This is a genomic window from Kitasatospora purpeofusca (genome assembly GCF_042691725.1).
Classification (GTDB): domain Bacteria; phylum Actinomycetota; class Actinomycetes; order Streptomycetales; family Streptomycetaceae; genus Kitasatospora; species Kitasatospora purpeofusca_B.
Genome location: NZ_CP170483.1, coordinates 8,435,921 through 8,458,971, shown reverse-complemented (window position 1 = coordinate 8,458,971; position 23,051 = coordinate 8,435,921). Strand labels below are relative to the sequence as shown.

General features: G+C 74.2%; 1 protein-coding gene. It reads right to left on the bottom strand.

The genetic code is table 11. The features are described from left to right. Positions 1 to 12: 12 nt before the first annotated feature. On the bottom strand, positions 13 to 22,848 hold the full coding sequence (locus ACFCLZ_RS36340) for an SDR family NAD(P)-dependent oxidoreductase (protein WP_380282175.1): 22,836 nt from the start codon (positions 22,846 to 22,848) through the stop codon (positions 13 to 15). Positions 22,849 to 23,051 lie beyond the last annotated feature (203 nt).

The window sequence follows — 23,051 nt, the reverse complement described above, 5'->3', positions numbered from 1 at the left end:
CGTCGGACATCGCTACTCCTCAGCGTTGCGGGACTCGCCCGAGCGGATGACCTCGGTCCTGCGGTGCGCATCGTCCAAAAGGCTGAACAGTTCGTCGTCGCTGGCCTCGTCGACACCGGCCGCGGAGCCGGTACGTTTGGCGGTCCAGGCCGCGAGAAGTGCTTCGAGGCGGGCCGCGACGGTCTCGTAGTCGGCGTCGGCGGCCGCCGCGTCCAGGGTGGACTTGAGCTGGTCGAGTTCGGCGAGCAGGGGGTCGGGTTCGGTGCCGTGCAGCCGTGTGTGCACGAAGGCGGCGAGGCGGGCCGGTGTCGGGTGGTCGAAGACGAGCGTGGCGGGCAGGCGCAGGCCGGTGTCCGCGTCGAGCTGGTTGCGCAGTTCCACGGCGGTGAGCGAGTCGAACCCGATGTCGGTGAACGCCCGGTCGGGGTTGACCGCCTCCGGTGACGCGTGCCCCAGGACGAGGGCGACCTGGCCCACGACGAGTTGCAGCACGTCGGCCTGCGTCCACACGCGGTCGGCGGCCTGCCTGCGCCGGGGCCGTACCAGCTCCCGCAGCAGGGCGGGCGGGTCGCCGGCGCGGCGCAGCGCCGGCAGGTCGAACCTGACGGGGGCGAGGGTGGGGGTGCCCGCGGTCAGCGCGGCGTCGAACAGGGCCAGCGCGTCCGTCGTCGGCAGCGGCCGTACGCCGGCCCTGGCCAGGCGGTGCCGGTCGGTGGCGGTCAGACCTCCGGTCATGCCGCTCGCCTGCGCCCAGTAGCCCCAGGCGAGCGACACGGCCGGCTGTCCCTGGGCGTGCCGGTGTGCGGCGAGGCCGTCGAGGTACGCGTTCGCCGCCGCGTAGTTCGCCTGGCCCGCGCCGCCCAGCACACCGGCCGCCGACGAGAACAGCACGAACGCCTCCAGGTCCGAGGTCAGTTCGTGGAGGTGCCGCGCCGCGAGGGCCTTCGGCTCCCACACGCGCGCGAACTGCTGCGGGGTGAGGGATTCCACGACGGTGTCGGCCAGCGTGCCCGCGGCGTGGATCACCGAGGTGACCGGGTGTTCGGCGAGCAGCCGCGCCACCGCCTCGCGGTCGGACACGTCGCACGCCACGATGGCGGCGGTCGCGCCCAGCGCGGCCAGGTCGGCGGTCAGCGCGGCCGCGCCGGGGGCGTCCGGGCCGCTCCGGCTGACCAGCAGCAGGTGCCGCACGCCGTGCCGCACGGCGAGGTGGCGGGCGATCGTGCCGCCCAGGGTGCCGGTGCCGCCGGTGACGAGCACCGTGCCCTCGGGGCCGAGCGGCGAGGGCAGCGGTTCGGTCCGCACCCGTTCGAGGCGGGGGACGTGAACGGCGCCGACGCGGATCGCGAGCTGGGGTTCGTCGCCGGCCAGCCGGACCTCGTCGCCGTCGTCACCGTCGACCAGCACGAACCGGCCGGGGTGCTCGGTGGTAGCCGACCGGACCAGACCCCAGACGGCGGCGGCCTGCGGGTCGACGTCCTCGCCCGGCCGAACCGGCACGGCGTTGCGCGTGGCGACCACCATGCGCGGGGTGTCCGTGGTGAGGAAGTCCTGGATCACCCGCAGGGTCTCGACGGGCGATATGGCGTGGTGGACCGGGATGTCCGGTTCGGTGGTCGCCGCTTCCAGGACCGGCCACGCCACCTGGTACGGCACGTCCTGCGTGGTGGCCCCGGTCGGCCGGCGCAGGGTCAACGAGGCGATCTCGGCGACCGGCGCGCCCGACTGGTCGGCGAGGCCGATCGCGCAGGTGTCCTGGCCGGTCACGGTCAGCCGGACCCTGGCGTGCTCGGCGCCGCGCCACCAGGAGATCCCGGCGAAGGAGAACGGCATCTTCGCCCGGTCGTCGGCGACGGTCACGAGCTGGATCGCGGCGTCGAGCAGGGCGGGGTGCAGGGCGAACCGGGTGTCGCCGGGGGGTACGGCCACCTCCGCGTAGAGGGTGTCGCCGTCGCGCCAGGCCGCTCGCAGACCTCGGAAGGCCGTGCCGTAGGCAAATCCGGCGTCGGCCAGGTTGTCGTAGAAGGCGTCGAGGTCGACGGCTTCGGCGTGCGGCGGCCACTGCCGTGCCCAGGGCTCCCGTGGTGCGACGGGTACGGCGCCCAGGGTCCCGGTGGCGTGCCGTACCCACTCGCCCTCCGCGCGCGAGTGGATCGAGACGCCTCGCCGGCCCGCCCGGTCGGGGCCGACGGTCACGGACACCTGCACGCCGTCCGCGACCACCAGCGGTGTCTCCAGCGTCAGGTCCTCGACCGCCGGGCAGCCGACGTGTTCGCCGGCCCGGAGCGCCAGGTCCACGAACGCCGCGGCGGGCAGCAGGGGCGAGCCCGAGATGACGTGTTCGGTGAGCCACGGCTGCGCGGCGGTGGCGAGTTGTCCCGTCAGCACCACGCCGTTGTCGTCGGGGAGTTCCATGGCGTCCCGCAGCAGCGGGTGGTCGATCCGGCCGTCACCGGTCGGTGCCGGGGTGGTGGGCCGGAGCCAGTAGTGCTGGTGCTGGAAGGCGTACGAAGGCACGCGCGCGCCCGACGTCCCCGCTGTTGCGGTCGCGGGTGGCGTCCAGCGCACGGCGCCGTCAGCCCAGAGCCGCCCGAGCCCTGCGAACAACCGCTCCGGAGAGTCCTTACCGCGCCGCATCAACCCGTTCCCCACCAGCAACGGATGCGGACCCACCTCCACGAACCCCGTCACACCCTGACCCGACAACCAGTCCACGGCATCGGCGAACCGGACCGGCTCCCGCACCTGCCGCACCCAGTACCCGGGCTCCCCCATGTCCACCGGATGCCCGGCCACCGTGGAAACCACCGGGATCACCGGCTCACCGAACGACAAACCCGCCGCCACCTCGCCCAGTTCCTCCAGCACCGGATCCATCCGCGCCGAATGAAACGCGTGGCTGACCTCCAGCCGTTTCACCCGGCGCCCACGGCCCCGCCACACCTCGGCGACCGCCGCCACCGCCGCCTCGTCCCCCGACACCACCACCGCATCCACCCCGTTCACCGCCGCCACCTCGACACCCGGCACCAGCGACCCCGCCACCTCCTCCACCGACGCCTGGAGCGACACCATCGCCCCACCACCGGGCAACTCCTGCATCAACCGGCCCCGCGCCCCCACCAGCACACACGCGTCCTCCAGCCCCAGCACCCCCGCCACATGGGCCGCCGCCACCTCACCGACCGAATGCCCCACCACGAAGTCCGGCCGCACACCCAGCCACTCCACCAGCCGGAACAGCGCCACCTCCAACGCGAACACGCCACCCTGCGTGAACTTCGTCTCCCCCAGCACCCCCTCCCCGTCCTCGAACAACACCTCCACCGGCAACCCCAACAACCCGCACACCTCGTCCAACACCCGCGCGAACACCGGAAACACCCGGTACAAACCCCGCCCCATCCCCACCCACTGACCACCCTGACCGGAGAACACGAACGCCGACCTGCCCGGGGAGGCAGTGCCCGTGACAATTCCGGGCTTTCCGCCGATCAGCGCGTCCAGGCCGACCGGGTCCGTCAGCACAGCACGGTGCGGAAACCGAGCCCGCGCGGCCAGGTCCGCGGCCACCTCGGCCGGTGTGACCTCGGGGTGCTCGGCGAGGAACCCGCGCAGCCTGCGGGCCTGGTCGCGCAGGGCCGCGTCCGACTTCGCCGACAGCAGCCACGGCACCGGCACGACGGCAGGGGACTCGGGCGACGTCTCCTCGGCCGGGTCCGGGGCCGGATCCGCGGCCGGTGCCTCCAGGATCACGTGCGCGTTGGTACCGCTGATGCCGAACGCCGAGATGCCCGCGCGACGCAGGTGGCCGTTGTCGGGCCAGGGCCGGGCCTCGGTGAGCAGCCTGACGCTCCCGGACTCCCAGTCGACGTGCGAGGTCGGTGCGTCCACGTGGAGGGTCCGCGGCAGTTGCCCGTGCCGCATCGCCATGACCATCTTGATCACACCCGCCACACCGGCCGCCGCCTGCGTGTGGCCGATGTTCGACTTCACCGACCCCAGCCACAACGGCTCCACCCGGTCCCGGCCGTACGTCGCCAGCAGCGCCTGCGCCTCGATGGGATCGCCGAGCGTCGTCCCCGTACCGTGCGCCTCCACCGCGTCCACCTCGGACGGCTCCAACCCGGCGTTCGCCAACGCCTGGCGGATGACGCGTTCCTGCGACGGACCGTTCGGCGCGGTCAACCCATTGGACGCCCCGTCCTGGTTCACCGCCGAACCCCGCACCACCGCCAGCACCCGGTGACCGTTACGGCGGGCGTCCGACAACCGCTCCAGCAGCACCAACCCCGCACCCTCACCCCACGCCGTACCATCAGCAGCCTCGGCAAACGCCTTCACCCGCCCATCGGCCGCAAGCCCCCGCTGCCGCGAGAACTCGACAAACCCAGCCGGCGTCGCCATCACCGTCACACCACCGGCCAACGCCAGCGAGCACTCCCCCGCCCGCAAGGCCTGCGCCGCCAGATGGATCGCCACCAGCGACGACGAGCACGCCGTGTCCACCGACACCGCCGGACCCTCCAGCCCCAGCAGATACGACACCCGCCCGGAGGTCACACTCGTCGCCGTGCCCGTCGAGAGGTAGCCCTCAAGGTCGGGCGGCTGTGCCCCGGCGCCGTAGCCCGAGGACCAGATGCCGGTGAAGACGCCCGTCCGGCTGCCCCGCAACGACGTCGGATCGATCCCCGCATCCTCGAACGTCTCCCACACCGTCTCCAGCAACACCCGCTGCTGCGGATCCATCGCCAACGCCTCACGCGGCGAGATCCCGAAAAACGCCGCGTCGAAGCCACCCGCATCCCCCAGAAAACCACCCGACCGCGTATACGACCTCCCCGGACCACCCGCCGGATCATAAAGACGACCCACATCCCACCCACGATCCGACGGGAACTCCCCCACCGCATCCACCCCACCCGCCACCAGACCCCACAACTCCCGCGCCGACCCCACCCCACCCGGATACCGGGCCCCCAACCCCACCACCACCACCGGATCACCCGACACCGCAACCCCCACCGGCACGGCTGAGGCAGGGGCCTGGCGCCGGACGCCGACCAGGAGGTCCCGCAGGTGGCCGGCCAGCGCGTCGGGGGTCGGGTAGTCGAAGGTCAGCGTCGCGGGCAGCCGTACCCCGGCGACCGCGGACAGGCGGTTGCGCAGCTCCACTGCGGTGAGCGAATCGAAGCCCAGGTCCTTGAAGGCCCGCTCGGCGCTGACGGCCGCGGTGTCGGTGTGGCCGAGGACCGCGGCCGTCTGGCCGGTGACCAGTTGCAGGACGCGGCTGTGCTGCTCGGTCTCGGGCAGGGCCGCCAGTTCCCTGCCCAGGCCCGGCCGGTCCGTGCGCCGGGCCGGCCTGGTACGGATGAGGCGGCTGAGCAGGGGGCGGGTGGACGCCGCCGACAGGTCGAGGTGTGCGGGGACCAACGCGGGATCGGCGGCGCCCAGGGCCAGGTCGAACAGTGCCAGCGCCTGGTTCGTGGGCATCGGCAGCACACCGGCGCGGGCGAGGCGCTTGCGGTCGGTGTCGGTGAGGTGTTCGGTCAGCCCGCTGGCCTCGGCCCATTGTCCCCAGGCCAGCGACACGCCCGGCAGACCCAGGGCGCGCCGGTGCACGGCGAGGGCGTCCAGGAAGGCGTTCGCGGCGGCATAGTTCGCCTGGCCCGGGCCGCCCAGCACACCGGCGGCGGACGAGAAGAGCACGAACGCGCTCAGGCCGAGGTCCTTCGTCAGCTCGTGCAGGTGCCAGGCGGCGTCGGCCTTGGGCCGCAGCACCTGGTCGATCCGGCCGGGCGTGAGGGATTCGACGACGCCGTCGTCGAGCACGCCGGCCGCGTGGACGACCGCGGTCAGCGGGTGCGCGGCCGGGATCGAGTCCAGTACGGCCGCCAGCGCGTCCCGGTCGGCCACGTCGCAGGCCATCACCTCGGCGTCGAAGTCCACCTCCGCCGCGGTCCTGCTGAGCAGGAGCAGGTGCCGGATGCCGTGCCGGTCGCGCAGGTGCCGGGCGACGAGGCGGCCCAGTGTTCCGGTGCCTCCGGTGATCAGCACGGTACCGTTCGGGTCGAGCGGGCCGGGTGCCAGGGCCGTTTCGGCCCGTACCAGGCGGGCGGCGTGGGCGGCGCCGTCGCGGACGACAAGCTGCGGTTCGTCCCCCGCGACGAGGACGCGGTCGTCGGTGTCGACGAGCACGAACCGGTCGGGGTGTTCCGCCTGGGCCGCGCGGACCAGGCCCCAGACGACGCTGGACGGCAGGTCGACGGGGTCCGGCCCGACCGCCCCGCGGGTCACGACGGCCAGCCGGCCGTCCCCGTCGCGCAGGAAGTCCTGGAGCACGCCCAGCGTCTCGGCGGCGACGGTGTGCGCGGCCGCCACGGGGTCTCCCGCCGGGGGCGTGACGTGGTGGACGGCCGGGGGTTCGCCGGTGCTCTCGACGGGCACCCAGTCGAGGCGGAAGAGCTGGTTGGTCCCGGCGACCGGCAGGCCCGGCGGCCGGTGGCGCACGGTCAGCGCGTCGATCACCGCCAGCGGCCCGGATTCGTCGGCGAGCGCGACCCGGAAGGTGTCGGGGCCGGTGGGGGTGAGGCGGACCCGGGCCGTGGAGCCGGCTTTCCGCATCGACACCCCGGCGAAGGAGAACGGCAGGCGGCCGGCCGCCAGCAGGGTCAGCGGCTGGAGTGCGGCGTCGAGCAGCGCGGGGTGGAGACCGAAGCGGTCGCGGGTGTCGGCGGGCAGCGCCACCTCGGCATAGAGCTCGTCGCCCTGCCGCCGGATCTCGCGCACGCCCGCGAACACCGGCCCGTACTCGTAGCCCTGGGCGGCGAGGGTGTCGTAGAAGTCGGTCAGGTCGACGGGCTCACCGGCCGGCTGCCAGGGCTCGCCGGTGTCGTACGGGTCGGGGCGGCCGCCGGTCGCCAGCATGCCGGTGGCGTGCCGCAGCCAGGTGCCGCCCGTCCGGGAGTGCACGGTGACGGGGCGTCGGCCCGTCCCGTCCGGTGCGCCTACGACGACCTGGACCGGCACGGAACCGTCGTCCGGCAGGATCATGGGAGCTTCCAGCACCAGTTCGTCCAGGACGTCGCAGCCGGCCTGCCGTCCGGCGTGCATGGCGAGTTCGACGAACACGGTGCCGGGCAGCAGCACGGAGCCCAGGACGACGTGGTCGGCCAGCCATGGCCGGGTAGCCGTCGAGAGCCGCCCCGTGAGCAGGACGCCCTGCTCCCCGGCCAGTTCGACGACGGCCCCGAGCAGCGGGTGCCCGGCCGACTCCAGTCCCGCCGCCGACACGTCGCCCTTCGCGGCGGCGGGGTTCAACCAGTACGGCCGGTGCTGGAAGGCGTACGTCGGCAGCGGGACATGGTGGGGCTCGCCGGGGAAGACCGGCGTCCAGTCGACGGCCACGCCTTGCGTGTGCAGGCGCGCCAGGGCGAGGCGGAATTCCTGCCTGCCGCTGCCGCGGCGCAGCGTGCCGGTCACGACGCCGTCCATCACCGGCACCAGTACGGGGTGCGGGCTGACCTCCACGAACACGCCGTGCCCATCCTGCGTGAGGGCCTCGACGGCGAGGTCGAAGCGTACGGGTTCGCGGAGGTTGCGGTACCAGTAATCGGCGTCGAGGGCGGAGGTGTCGATCTCCTCGCCGGTCACCGTTGAGCAGAACGGGATCGTCGCCGGGCGCGGTGTGACGTCGGCGAGGTCGGTGAGCAGTTGCTCGCGGATCGCCTCGACCTGGACGGAGTGGGCGGCGTAGTCGACGGGCAGGCGGCGGGCCCGGATGCCGTCGGCCTCACAGGCCGCCAGCAGTTCCTCCAACGCGTCCAGGTCCCCCGACACGACGACCGAACCGGGGGCATTGACCACCGCCACCGTCAACCGGCCGCCCCAGCGCGCCACGAACTCGGCGGCCTGCTCATACCCGAGACCGACCGACACCATCCCGCCCTGACCCGCCAGGGCGACCAGGGCCTTGCTGCGCAGGGCCACCACCTTGGCGGCGTCCTCCAACGACAACGCCCCCGCCACAACCGCCGCCGCGATCTCCCCCTGCGAATGCCCGACGACAGCATCAGGCTCCACACCATGGGCCCGCCACAACTCCGCCAGCGCCACCATCACCCCGAACAGCGCGGGCTGCACCACATCCACCCGCTCCAACGAACCCCCGCCGACCAGCACCTCCACCAACGACCAGTCCGTGTACGGCGCCAATGCCGCCCCACACGCATCGATCGCCTCCCGGAACACCCGCTCCGAGCCGTACAACTCCCCACCCATACCCACCCACTGCGCACCCTGCCCCGGAAACACGAACACCGACCGACCCGGCGAACCGGCCACACCCGTGATGACGCGGGGGTCTCCGTCGGCGAGGGCGGCCAGTTCCGCCATGAGGTCGGTCCGGGTGCTGCCCACCAGGGCCGCCCGGTGGGCGAGCATGGTGCGGGTGGTGGCGAGGGCCCGGCCGATCGCGGCCGACCGGAGTCCGGGGCGGGCGGTGATGTGGTCCGCGAGCCGTCGGGCCTGGGCGCGGAGGGCGTCGTCCGTCTTGCCGGACAGCAGCCACACGGTGGGCTCCGCGGAGTCGTCCGCGGCGGGCTGCTCGGGGGTTTCCTCCGGGAACTGTTCGATGACGACGTGGGCGTTGGTGCCGCTGGCCCCGAAGGCGGAGATGCCCGCGCGGCGGGGACGCCCCGTCTCCGGCCACGGCCGGGCCTCGGTCAGCAGCCGGATGTCACCGGTGTCCCACTCGACATGCGGCGTGGGCTCCTGGACGTGCAGCGTCGGCGGCAGTTCGGCGTGCCGCATCGCCATGACCATCTTGATCACACCGGCCACACCCGCCGCCGCCTGGGTGTGGCCGATGTTCGACTTCACCGACCCCAGCCACAACGGCTCCACCCGGTCCCGGCCGTACGTCGCCAACAGCGCCTGCGCCTCGATGGGATCGCCGAGCGTCGTCCCCGTGCCGTGCGCTTCCACCGCGTCCACCTCGGACGGCTCCAACCCGGCGTTCGCCAATGCCTGGCGGATGACGCGTTCCTGGGAGGGGCCGTTGGGCGCGGTCAACCCATTGGACGCCCCGTCCTGATTGACCGCCGAACCCCGCACCACCGCCAGCACCCGGTGACCGTTGCGACGGGCATCCGACAACCGCTCCAGCAGCACCAACCCCGCGCCCTCACCCCACGCCGTACCATCGGCCGTCGACGAGAAGGGCTTGCACCGGCCGTCGGGGGCCAGGGCACGCTGGCGGGAGAACTCCGTGAACTGCAGGGGGGTCACGCTCACGGTCACCCCGCCGGCCAGGGCGAGTGTGCACTCCCCCGAGCGCACTGCCTGCGCGGCGAGGTGGATCGCCATCAGTGACGACGAGCAGGCGGAGTCGACGGACACGGCCTGGCCCTGGAGGCCCAGCAGGTAGGAGACCCGGCCGGAGGTGATGCTCGGCGAGATGCCGGTGGCCAGGTAGCCCTCGGTGTCGGGCGGTGCCTGGTCGGGGCTGCCGACGTAGCCGGAGGACCAGCAGCCGGTGAACACGCCCGTCCGACTGCCCCGCAACGACGTCGGATCGATCCCCGCATCCTCCAACGTCTCCCACGCGGTCTCCAGCAACACCCGCTGCTGCGGATCCATCGCCAACGCCTCACGCGGCGAGATCCCGAAGAAGTCGGCATCGAACCCCGCCGCGTCCACGAGAAAACCACCCGCCCGCGTGTACGACGTCCCCGGATGATCCGCATCCGGATGGAACAACCCCTCCACGTCCCACCCCCGATCACCCGGAAACCCCCCGATCGCATCCACCCCACCCGACACCAGGCGCCACAACTCCTCCGGCGACCCCACCCCACCCGGCAACCGGCACCCCATACCCACGATCACCACCGGATCAGCCCCACCACCCACCCCACCCACCGAAACCACCGGCACCACACCCCCACCCGCACCCGCACCGGAGAGTTCGGCGGTGAGGTGGTCGGCGAGGTCGGCGGGGGTGGGGTGGTCGAAGACGAGGGTCGCGGGCAGCCGCAGGCCGGTGGCGCCGGCGAGGCGGTTGCGCAGCTCGACGGAGGTCAGCGAATCGAAGCCGAGGTCGCGGAAGGCGAGTCCGGGGGTGATCGCGGCGGCGTCGCAGTGGCCGAGGACGGTGGCGGTGTGGGCGGCGACCAGGGACAGCAGGTCCGACGCGGGGGCCTTCGGCGTCGGCAGGGTCTGCGGCATCGAGAGGTCGGCCGTGGTCAGCGCGGGACGTCCGGCAGCCAGCGCGGTGTCGAACATGGCCAGGGCGCGTTCGGTGCCGATGGGGCGGATGCCCTGGCGGGCGAGGCGTTGGCGGTCGGCCGCGGTGAGGTGGGCGGTCATGCCGCTCTCCTGCTCCCAGTGGCCCCAGGCCATCGACACGGCGGGCAGGCCGAGGGTCTGCCGGTGTGCGGCGAACGCGTCGAGGTAGGAGTTCGCGGCTGCGTAGCCGGCCTGGCCGGCGTTGCCGAGTACGCCCGCGGCCGCGGAGAACAGCACGAAGGCGGCGAGGTGGTGCTCGCGGGTCAGCTCGTGCAGGTGCCAGACGCCGTCGACCTTGGGACGCAGCACCCGGTCGAGCTGCTCCGCGGTCAGCCGTTCCACAACGGTGTCGTCGAGCACGCCGGCCGCGTGGACGACGGCGGTGAGCGGATGCTCGGCCGGGATCGAGTCCAGTACGGCCGCCAGCGCCTCCCGGTCCGCGACGTCACAGGCCACGACCCGCACGTCGACGTCCCCTTGCGGCTCCAGCTGCGGCACCGCGCCGCCGCCGCGGCTGACGAGCAGCAGGTGCCGTACGCCGTAGCGGGACACCAGGTGCCGGGCGACGGCCTGGCCGAGGGTGCCGGTGCCGCCGGTGATCAGCACGGTGCCGTCGGGGTCGATCGGCCGGGGGACGGTGAGGACGATCTTGCCGGTGTGGCGGGCCTGGCTCATCAGCCGGAAGGAGGCGACGGCCTGGCGGAGGTCCGCGGCGGTGACCGGCAGCGGCTCCACCGTCCCGTCGGCGGCCATCGCCACGACCCTGGAGAGGATGTCGCCCTGCCGCGCGGGGTCGACGTCGTTGAGGTCGAAGGCCCGGTAGATCAGGCCCTCGGGTGAGCGGACGTCCGTCCTGCCCAGCTCGACGAACCGTCCGCCGTCGGCGAGCAGCCGCAGGGAGGCGTCGGTGAGTTCTCCCGCGAGCGAGTTGAGGACGACGTCCATGGCCGGGAACCGGTCGGCGAACCGGGTGTCGCGGGACGACCCGATGTGGTCGTCCGCCAGTCCGAGGCGCCGCAGGGTGTCCCACTTGGCGGGGCTCGCGGTGGCGAAGACCTCCGCGCCGCTGTTCAGGGCCAACCGGACGGCGGCCATGCCCACACCGCCCGCACCGGAGTGGACCAGGACCCGCTCGCCGGGGCGCAGTTCGCCGAGGTCGAACAGCCCGTACCAGGCGGTGGTGAACGCGATGGGCACCGCCGCCGCCTCGGTGAAGCTCCAGCCGTCGGGGATCGCCGTCAGGAGCCGGTGGTCGGCGACCGCGCGCGGCCCGAAGGCGCCGGGCATCATTCCCATGACCCGGTCGCCGGGCCGCCAGGCCGTGACGCCGGGGCCGACCTCGACGACGGTGCCGGCCCCTTCGCCGCCCAACGGGGGCCGGTCCGGGTACATGCCGAGGGCGATGAGCACGTCGCGGAAGTTCAGGCCGGCCGCGCGTACGGCGACCCGTACCTGTCCGGGTTCCAGCGCGGCCTCCTGCCAGGGCAGCAGGGCCAGGTCGTCCAGTTGCCCGGTGCCGGACTCGCTCAGCCGGTACGCGCCGTCGGGGGCGGTCAGTTCCGGCGCGTACCTGGCCTGCCGCGGCACGAGGACGCCCTCCCGGCGCAGGGCCAGTTCGGGTTCGTCGCCGGCCGTCATGGCGGCCCGGACCGCGTCCTCCTCGGACGCGTCGCCCATGTCGACCAGGACGAACCGGCCGGGGTGCTCGGCGGCGGCGCTGCGGACCAGGCCGCTTACAGCCGCGCCGGCCACGCCGCGGGTCAGGACGGCCAGGCGTGCGGCCGCCCGCTCCGGCTGCTCGGCCAGGAAGTCCTGGACGAGCGCGCGGGCCCGCTGGACGAGGGCGTGCACGGAGTCTGCGTCGGCTCCCGCGGCGAGTACCGGGCTCGGCACCACCTCGGTCGGTGTGCTCGCGGTGAGGGGCACCCACCGGGTGTGCAGCACCGCGGCCCGGGCCTCGGCGGCCGGACGGACGGTCAGCGCGGTGATGTCCGCGACCGGGTTGCCGGACAGGTCGGTCAGTGTCGCGCGGTAGGTGTCGGTGCCCGTGCGGGCCAGGTGGACCCGGGCGGACGACACACCGGTGGTGTGCACGGCGACGCCGGAGAAGGAGAACGGCAGCCGGACCCGGGTGTCGGGGCTGAGCAGGATCAGCGGCTGGAGTGCGGCGTCCAGGAGCGCGGGGTGGATGCCGAAGCGGGCTCCGTCGGGGACGGTCACCTCGGCGTACAGTTCGTCCTCGCCCTGCCACAGCTCCCGCACGCCCCGGAACGCGGGTCCGTACTGGTATCCGAGTCCGGCGAGGAAGGCGTAGAACCCTTCGGGGTCCACGGGTTCGGCGTTCCTCGCAGGCCAGTCGAGGCGTCCGGCCGTCACCTGGCCGCCGAGGGTTCCGGACGCGTGGCGGACCCAGCCGTCGCCGCCCCTGGAGTGCACGGTGACCGGGCTGCGGCCGGCGTCGTCCGGGGCGCCGACCGAGACCTGGATGTCCGTGGGTGTGTCCGAGAGCGCGAGGGGCAGGTGCAGGACGAGGTCGTCGAGGGTCCCGCCGGCCAGGGTGGCGAGTTCGAGGAAGGCGGTGCCCGGCAGCAGGACCGTGCCGTCGACGGCGTGGTCGGCCAGCCAGGGGTGGGTGCGGGTGGAGACGCGACCACTGTGCACGGTGCTCCCGTCGGGCAGTTCGACCGTGGTGCCCGCCAGCGGGTGCCCGGTGCCGTGGTCGCCGGCCGCGGGGGTGAGCCAGTAGGTGCTGCGCTGGAAGGCGTAGCGCGGCAGCCTGACGCCGTGCGGGCGGTCGTGCGGCCAGGTCACCGCGACGCCCTGGACGTGGAGGCGGGCCAGGGCGGTGTGGAACTCCCCGATGGCGCCGTGGTCGCGGCGCAGCGTGCCGGTCGCCACGCCGTCCAGGTCCTGCACCAGCACCGGGTGCGGGCTGACTTCCACGAACACCTCGTGGCCGTCGGCGGTGAGCCGGGCGGTGGCGAGGTCGAAGCGTACGGGTTCGCGGAGGTTGCGGTACCAGTAGCCGGCGTCGAGGGCGGAGGTGTCGACCGGCTCGCCGGTCACCGTGGAGTAGAACGGGATCGCCGCCGGGTGCGGCGTGATGTCGGCCAGTTCGGTGAGCAGTTGCTCGCGGATCGCCTCGACCTGCGCCGAGTGCGCCGCGTAGTCGACGGGGATGGCGCGGGCGCGGATGCCGTCCCTGGCGCAGGCTGCCAGCAGTTCGTCCAGGGCCCCGGGTTCGCCGGAGACGACGACGGTCGAGGCGGAGTTGACCACCGCGACGGTGACCCGGTCGCCCCAGGGGCTCAGGTAGCCGGCGGCGGCGTCCGCGGACAGCGCGACCGAGACCATGCCGCCGTGTCCGGCCAGGGCGACCAGGGCCTTGCTGCGCAGGGCCACCACCTTGGCGGCGTCCTCCAACGACAACGCCCCCGCCACAACCGCCGCCGCGATCTCCCCCTGCGAATGCCCGACGACGGCATCAGGTCCTACACCATGGGCCCGCCACAACTCCGCCAGCGCCACCATCACCCCGAACAGCGCGGGCTGCACCACATCCACCCGCTCCAGCGAGCCACCGCCGACCAGCACCTCCACCAACGACCAGTCCGTGTACGGCGCCAACGCCGCCTCACACGCATCGACCGCCTCCCGGAACACCCGCTCCGAGCCGTACAACCCCCCACCCATACCCACCCACTGCGCACCCTGCCCCGGAAACACGAACACCGACCGACCCAACGGGCGGGCGGTCCCGGTGACCAGACCCGGCGCCGACCGGCCCTCCGCCAGGGCATCCAGGGCCGCGGCGGTGCCCACCACCACGGCCCGGTGCTCGAACACGGTGCGGGCAGCCAGAGCGCCCCCGACCGCCGCCGGGCCCACCTCGGGATGGACGGCGGTGAAGGCGCCCAACCGACGCGCCTGCTCCCGCAACGCCGCCTCGGACCTGGCCGACAGCGGCCAGAGGACCTGCTCGTCCGCGCGGCCCCGGGAAGAGGGTGCGGCGGAGTCGGCCTCGGCGGGCTGTTCGAGGATGCTCTGCTCGATAATGACGTGGGCGTTGGTGCCGCTGATGCCGAAGGCGGAGACGGCGGCCCGCCGTGGCCGCCCGGTCCGGGGCCAGGCGACCGGTTCGGTGAGCAGCCGGACCGCGCCGGAGGCCCAGTCGACGTGCGGGGTGGGCGCGTCCACGTGGAGGGTTCGCGGCAGTTCGCCGTGCCGCATCGCCATGACCATCTTGATCAGGCCGGCCGCGCCGGCCGCCGCCTGGGTGTGGCCGATGTTGGACTTCACCGACCCCAGCCACAACGGCTCCGCCCGGTCCCGGCCGTAGGTCGCCAGGAGTGCCTGGGCCTCGATGGGATCGCCGAGAGTGGTGCCGGTGCCGTGGGCCTCCACCGCGTCCACCTCGGACGGCTCCAACCCGGCATTGGCGAGGGCCTGACGGATCACCCGCTCCTGGGAGGGGCCGTTGGGCGCGGTCAGGCCGTTGGACGCGCCGTCCTGGTTGGTGGCAGAGCCTCGGACGACCGCCAGCACCTCGTGGCCGTTGCGGCGGGCGTCGGACAGGCGTTCCAGCAGCAGCAGGCCGGCGCCCTCGGCCCAGCCCGCCCCGTCGGCCGCGGCGGCGAAGGACTTGCTGCGGCCGTCTGGCGCGCTCGCCCCCTGCCGGGACATCTCGGTGAACAGCGTGGGTGCCGCGTTGACGGTGACGCCGCCGACCAGGGCGAAGGAGCATTCTCCCGAGCGCAGCGCCTGAGCGGCCAGGTGCAGGGCCACCAGGGACGACGAGCAGCCGGTGTCCAGGGACAGTGCCGGGCCGAGCAGGCCCAGCTGGTACGCCAGCCGGCCGGACCCCACGCTCGACGCGGTGCCGGTGACCTGGTAGCCCTCCAGGTCGTCGGGGACCGGACCGGCGGCGTAGCCGGTGGACCAGATGCCGGTGAACACGCCGGTGGGTGTGCCCTCCAGCGTGGTCGGGTCGATACCGGCGTACTCGATGGTCTCCCACGCGGTCTCCAGCAGGATGCGCTGCTGCGGGTCCATGGCGAGCGCCTCGCGGGGCGATATCCCGAAGAACGCCGCGTCGAAGTCGCCGGCGGCGTCGAGGAACCCGCCCCGGGACGTGCTCGACGTACGGGGGCGGCTTCCCGTCGGGTCGTACAGGCGGTCGATGTCCCATCCCCGGTCGGCCGGGAAGTCGCCGACCGCGTCCACGCCGTCCGCGACCAGCCGCCACAGGTCCTCGGGGGTGCCGATGCCTCCGGGGAAGCGGCAGCCCATGCCGATGACCGCGATCGGCTCGTCCGTCGCGGCCGCGGCCGGGGCCTGCGGCGCGTCCTGCTCGCCGGACCCGCCGGACAGGTGGGCGGCCAGCCGGGCCGGGGTGGGGTGGTCGAAGACGAGGGTGGCGGGCAGTTCCACCCCGAGCGCGGCGGTCAGGCGGTTGCGCAGTTCCACCGCGGTCAGTGAGTCGAAGCCCAGGTCCTTGAACGCCTGCCGGGGGTCGAGCCGCTCGGGGGTGGCGTGTCCCAGCACCCCGGCGACGTGGGTGGTGATCAGCTCCAGCAGGTCGGTGCCGCCGGCGGGGGGCGCGGGTCGGGGGGCCGGCGGCCGGCTGTGCGCCTCGGGCAGGTCCCGCAGCAGCCGGCTCGGGCGCGCGTGGGTGTAGGCGCGGGCGAACTGTGCCCAGTCGGCCTCGGTGACGACCGCGAGGGCCTCGTCGTGGTCGAGGACGTCCTGCAGCGCGTCGAGTGCCCGGCCCGGGTCCAGTTCGCCGAGGCCGAGCAGGGTGCGCCGGCGCTGCACGGGCTCCAGGGCCGCCATGCCGCCTCCGGCCCAGATGCCCCACGCGACGGAGGTCGTGGCGCGGCCCTGGGCGCGGTGCTGTGCGGCCAGGGCGTCGAGGAAGGCGTTGCCGGCGGCGTAGGCCGCGCCGTGGCCGTCGCCCCACACGCCCGCGGTGGAGGAGAACAGGACGAAGGCGTCGAGGTCCGGCAGGAGTTCCGCCAGGTTCGCCGCCCCGGCGACCTTGGCCATGACGACCTCGGCGAACTCCGCCGGTGTCGTGTCGGCCAGCCTGGTCTCCCTGATCACACCGGCGGTGTGGAAGATCGCGCGGATGTCGCCGACGCGCTCGACGAGGTCCCGCAGGGCGTCCCGGTCGGCCACGTCGCACGCCGCCACGGTCACCCGCGCCCCGGCTGCCTCCAGTTCGTCGCGCAGGCCGGCCGCGCCGGGTGCGTCCGGGCCGCGGCGGGCGGCCAGCACGATGTGCTCCGCACCCTGCCGCGCGAGGCGGCGGGCCACATGTCCGCCGAGCGCGCCGGTGCCGCCGGTGACCAGCACCGTGCCCCGCGGCCGCCAGGCCTGCGCGGCCGGGCCCGATGAGGCCTTGCGGCGCAGCCGCTTGGCGAAGCGCCGGGTGCCGCGGATCGCCACCTGGTCCTCGCCCGTGCCGGCGAGCGCGACGAGCAGCGCGTTCACGCTCTCCTCGTCGGGCACGGCGGGAAGGTCGACCAGGCCGCCCCAGCCGTGCGGGAACTCCAGCGCCGCGGACGCGCCGGTGCCCCACGCCAGGGCCTGGGCCGGGCTGGTGACCGGGTCGGTGGCCGAGGTGCTCACGGCGCCGCTGGTCGCGCACCACAGCGGGACGGCCGCCGTCCTCACCGGGTTCAAGGTGCGCACCGGGTCCAGGGTGCGGACCAGATCCAGGGTGCGGACCAGGCCCGCCGGGAGCACCGGGTGGTCGGGGTGCGGCTCCTCGTCCAGCGCCAGCAGCGACAGCACACCGTCCGGCCCGGGCCGGGCGTCCCCGGTGTCGGCCGCGTCCCAGGTGTCGGCCACCGTGAAGCCCCGTTCGCGCAGGGCCTCGGCCCACGGGTGCCCGGTCGTGGCCAGGACGAGCCAGCGAGCCGGGTCCACCGGGGCCGCGGTACCGCTCGTCGGCGCCCAGGCCACCTCGTACCGCCGGTCGTCACGGGGCACCGGCGGGGTCGCGGTCACCCAGTAGGGCTCGCGCTGGAAGGCGTACGTGGGCAGGTCCGCCCCGGGTGCGGTGCGGGGCAGGACCGGCATCCAGTCGACGTCGGCTCCGGCGGCGTAGAGGCGTCCCGCCGCGGCGAGGAACTCGGTGAGGCCGCCGTGATCGCGGCGCAGTGTTCCGGTGGCGGCGACATCCAGCGCGGGCACCAGCACCGGGTGCGGGCTGACCTCCAGGAACAGGTCATGGCCGTCGGCGGTGAGCCGGGCGGTGGCCAGGTCGAACCGTACGGGTTCGCGGAGGTTGCGGTACCAGTAGTCGGCGTCGAGGGCGGAGGTGTCGACCGGCTCGCCGGTGACCGTGGAGTAGAACGGGATCGCCGCCGAGTGGGGCGTGATGTCGGCCAGTTCGGTGAGCAGTTGCTCGCGGATCGCCTCGACCTGCGCGGAGTGGGCGGCGTAGTCGACGGGCAGGCGGCGGGCGCGGATGCCGTCGGCCTCGCAGGCGGCCAGCAGTTCGTCCAGCACGTCGAGGCCGCCGGACACCACGACCGCCGCGGGTCCGTTCACCACGGCGGTGGTCAGCCGCTCGCCCCAGCGGGCCAGGTAGCCGGCAGCCTGTTCGACGGACAGCGCGAGGGACACCATGCCGCCCCGGTCGGCGATGACGGTCAGTGCCCTGGACCGTAGCGCCACGACCTTGGCGGCGTCCCGCAGCGACAGCCCCCCGGCGACGTACGCGGCGGCGATCTCCGCCTGGGAGTGGCCGACCACGGCATCCGGCTGCACGCCGTAGGACCGCCACAGGTCGGCCAGCGCCACCATGACGGCGAACAGGGCCGGCTGCACCACGTCGACGCGGTCCAGCGAGCCGTGGCGCAGTTCGTCGACCAACGACCAGTCGGTGTACGGGGCCAGGGCGGCGGCGCAGGCGTCGATGCCGGCGCGGAAGACCTCGGACTGCTCGTACAGGTCATGGCCCATGCCCGCCCACTGCGCCCCCTGTCCGGGGAAGACGAACACGGTCCCGCCGGTCCGGGCCGGCAGTCCCGGCAGTCCCCGCAGGCCCGGCGGGAGCGCGGCCAGGCCGGACAGCAGGTCGTCCCGGTCGGCGCCGACCACCGCGGCCCGGTGCTCGAACCGGGTGCGGGCGGCCAGTGCGCGGCTGATCGCGGCGGCCGGGACGTCGGGGTGGGCGGTCGCGTACGCGTGCAGCCGCTCGGCCTGGGCGCGCAGCGCGGCGTCGGTCTTCGCGGACAGCAGCCAGGCGGTGGGGGCAGCCGGGCCGGCGGGTTCGGGGAGGTGGCCGGGGTCCGGGTCAAAGGACTGCTCGATGATCAGGTGGGCGTTGGTGCCGCTGATGCCGAAGGCCGAGATGCCGGCGCGGCGCGGGTGCTCGTGCTCGGGCCACGGCCGGGCCTCGGTCAGCAGCCGGACGCCGCCGCAGGCCCAGTCGACGTGCGGGGAGGGGGCGTCTATGTGCAGGGTTCGCGGCAGTTCGCCGTGCCGCATCGCCATGACCATCTTGATCAGGCCCGCGACGCCGGCGGCGGCCTGGGTGTGGCCGATGTTGGACTTCACCGACCCCAGCCACAACGGCTCCACCCGGTCCTGACCGTAGGCGGCCAGCAGGGCGTGGGCCTCGATGGGGTCGCCGAGGGTGGTGCCGGTGCCGTGGGCCTCCACCGCGTCCACCTCGGACGGCTCCAACCCGGCAATGGCGAGGGCCTGACGGATCACCCGCTCCTGGGAGGGGCCGTTGGGCGCGGTCAGGCCGTTGGACGCGCCGTCCTGGTTGACCGCGCTTCCCGCGACGACCGCCAGCACCCGGTGACCGTTGCGGCGGGCGTCCGACAGACGTTCCAGCAGCAGCAGGCCGGCGCCCTCGGCCCAGCTGGTGCCGTCGGCCGCGGCGGCGAAGGGCTTGCTGCGGCCGTCCGCCGCGAGGCCGTGCTGGCGGGAGAACTCGGTGAAGCCCAGCGGTGTGGCCATGATCGTGACACCGCCGGCGAGCGCCAGCGAGCACTCGCCCGCGCGCAGGGCCTGGGCGGCCAGGTGGACGGCGACCAGGGACGACGAGCAGGCGGTGTCCACGGACAGCGCCGGACCGCGCAGCCCGAGGTGGTAGGAGACCCGGCCGGACGTGACGCTGGTCGCGACGCCGGTGAACAGGTAGCCCTCCAGGTCCTCCGGCAGGCCCGGCCCGGTCGCGTAGCCGGACGACCAGACGCCGGTGAACACGCCGGTGTGGCTGCCGCGCAGCGAGGCCGGGTCGATCCCGGCGTGCTCGAAGGTCTCCCAGGCCGTCTCCAGCACGAGCCGCTGCTGCGGGTCCATGGCGAGCGCCTCACGGGGCGAGATGCCGAAGAACGGAGCGTCGAAGCCGGCCACCGCCTCCAGGAACCCGCCCCGGGCGATGTACGTGGTACCCGCGCCGCGCAGTTCCGGGTCGTACAGGCCGCCCAGGTCCCAGCCGCGGTCGTCCGGGAAGTCGCCGATCGCGTCCACGCCCTGCGCGACGAGCCGCCACAGGTCGTCCGGCGAGGCCACGCCGCCGGGGAAGCGGCAGCCCATCCCCACGATGACGACCGGGTCGTCGTGGGCGGCCTGGGCGGCGGGGGCCGACCGGTCGCCGGGGCCGGTGCGCAGCCAGTCGATCAGCTCCGCGGGCGTCGGGTGGTCGAAGACGAGACCGGAGGGGAGTTGCCGATCCAGGGCGCCGGCCAGGCGGTTGCGCAGTTCGAGCCCGGTGACCGAGTCGAAGCCGAGGTCCTTGAAGGTGAGCGCGGGATCGATGTCCGCGGGGTTCTCGTGGCCCAGCACGAGCGCGATCTGCGCGATGACCACGGCGGCCGCGTCGACCGTCTCGCCCGACTCGGGCTCGCCCGTGTCCGTGCCGCCCGCCCCGGTGTCGCAGGTCTGCGGGCCGCCGTCCGGCCGGCCGGGCGCGGCGGTCTGCGCCGCGTGCGTCCCCGGGCCGGCCGGGGTCCGTCCGCTCTGCCCGGCTGTCGCTTCGGGCAGCCAGTACGAACGACGTTGGAAGGCGTACGTGGGCAGGTCGACCGGCGCGGCCTCGGCGACGGCCGGGGACCAGTCGACCGGCACGCCGGCCACGAACAGCCGGGACAGCGCGGTCAGGAAGACGTCCGGCCCGCCCCGGTCACGGCCCAGCGTGCCGGTGGCGACGCCGGACACGCCGGTCCGCTCGCGGGCCTGTTCCAGGGTCTGTTCGAGGGCGGGCAGCAGCACCGGGTGCGGGCTGACCTCGACCACGACGCCGTGCCCGTCCGCCAGCAGTGCGGCGGCGGCCAGGTCGAAGCGGACCGGCTCGCGCACGTTGCGGTACCAGTAGCCGGCGTCGAGCTCCGTGGTGTCGTCGAGGAGGCCGCCGGTGACCGCGGAGTAGTACGGGATGGTGCCCTGCCGCGGCCGCACACCGTCCAGTTCGGTGTGCAGCCGCTCGCGGATCACCTCGACGTGCGCGGAATGGGAGGCGTAGTCCACCGGGACGACGCGTGCCCGGACACCGTCCGCCGCGCAGGACTCGACCAGTTCGGACAGGGCCTGCGTGTCGCCGGACACCACGACCGAGCCGGTGGCGTTGACCACGGCGACCGTCAGCGCGCCGCCCCGGCGCGACACGTAGTCCTCGGCCCGCTCGGCGGACAGCGCCACGGACACCATGCCGCCCCGGCCGGTCAGCGCCACCAGCGCGCGGCTGCGCAGGGCCACGATCCGGGCCGCGTCGGACAGCGACAGCGCGCCCGCGACGTACGCTGCGGCGATCTCGCCCTGCGAGTGCCCGACCACCGCGTCGGGCTCGACACCGAAGGAGCGCCACAGTGCCGCCAGGGACACCATCACCGCGAACAGGGCGGGCTGCACGACGTCCACGCGGTCGAGCGGGGCGCCGTCCAGGACATCGGCGAGGGACCAGTCGGTGTACGGGGCCAGGGCCTGGGCGCACTCGTCCATGGCGGCCCGGAAGACGGGGTAGGTGGCGTACAGCTCCCGGCCCATGCCGACCCACTGCGCGCCCTGGCCGGGGAACACGAAGACGGTACGGCCCGGGGTGCCGGCCCGGTCGGCGGCGACCTGGGCGGAGTCGAGCAGGACGGCGCGGTGCGCGAAGCGGGTTCTGGTGGTGGCCAGCGCGTGCGCGACCTCGGCGCCGGTCAGGTCCGGGTGGCTGCGCACGTGTTCGCGCAGGCGCTCGATCTGCGCTCGTAGCGCCTGCTTGGTCCGCGCCGTGACGATCCACGGCGCCGGCCGGGCCTCGGGGGCGGGCCGCCGGGCCGGCGGCGCGGCCGCACCGGGCGCCTGCTCGACGATCACGTGCGCGTTGGTGCCGCCCATGCCGAACGACGACACGCCGGCGAGCAGGGGCGCGTCCGGCCGCGGCCAGGGGGTCAGAGCGGTCTGGACCCGCAGCGCCAGTGCGTCGAGAGGGATGCCGGGGTTGGGGGTTGCATAATTCAGGCTCGGCGGCAGTGCGCGGTGGTACACGCTGAGGACGGCCTTGAGCAGACCGACGATGCCCGCGGCGCCTTCCAGGTGGCCGACGTTCGTCTTGGCGGATCCGACCCGCAGGGCGCTGTCGGCGTCGCCGGACTCGACCGGGTCGCGGTAGGCCGCCGCGAGGGCGGCGGCCTCGACGGGGTCGCCGACAGCGGTGCCGGTGCCGTGCAGCTCCACGTACTGCACATCCGCGGGACGCACGCCGGCGCGGGCCAGTGCTTCGCGGATGACCTGTTCCTGGGCCTGCGCGCTGGGCACGGTCAGGCTCCGTGTGGCGCCGTCGTTGTTGACCGCGCTGCCCCGGATGACACCGTAGACGCGGTCCCCGTCGGCCAGGGCCCGGTCCAGCGGTTTCAGGACGAGGAAGGCGCCGCCCTCGCCGCGGACGAAGCCGTTGGCCCGGGCGTCGAAGGTGAAGCAGCGGTCGTCCGGGGACAGGCCGCCGAACTCCGCCGCTCCCTCCTCGCGGGCGGCGGTCAGGTTGAGGTTCACCCCGCCGGCCAGGGCGAGCGCCGACTCGCCGCGGCGCAGGCTCTCGACCGCCAGGTGCACCGCGACCAGCGCCGACGACTGGGCCGTGTCGACCGTCATGCTCGGTCCGCGCACACCGAGGAAGTGCGAGACGCGGTTGGCGATGACGCCCCGGTTGGTGCCGGTCAGCGTGTGCGGCGTGATGTGACCGGGGTAGGCCAGGGACGTGTAGTCCTCCCACATCGAGCCGACGAACACCCCCGTCGGGCCGTCCGTCAGCGTGCTCGGCACGATCCGGGCGTCCTCCAGGGCCTCCCAGGCGAGTTCGAGCATGAGCCGCTGCTGCGGGTCCATGCCGGCGGCCTCACGGGGGGACACACCGAAGAACGCCGCGTCGAAGCCGTCCACCCGGTCCAGGTAGCCGCCGTGCCGTACGCCCTGCCGGCCCACGGGCGGCGCGGTGATCGCGTCGGCCCCGTCGCACAGCAGCCGCCAGAACGCCGCCGGATCCGGGGCTTTCGGCAACCTGCCCGCCATTCCGATGACGGCGACACGATCAGCGTCCGAATCCAAGGGGAAGCGCATCACATCGACACCTCGTGAGCCGGGGAGTGAAGGAAGGCGGGGTGTTTCCGTAGCAGTCCCGATGGTGCGGCTCCGGCCGCGCAAGCGGCCGGATCGTCGAGCGCGCGGGCAGCCCGGCGACCCGGTGGTATCCGAACCCGGACTCGACCGCGCTCCGGGCGCCTGGATCAGTGGAGCGGTCCTCGAAAGCGACAGCGTTGGCG

Coding starts and splice junctions, on each gene's coding strand:
- ACFCLZ_RS36340 (WP_380282175.1), bottom strand. CDS start 22,848: ATGCGCTTCCCCTTGGATTCGGACGCTGATCGTGTCGCCGTCATCGGA.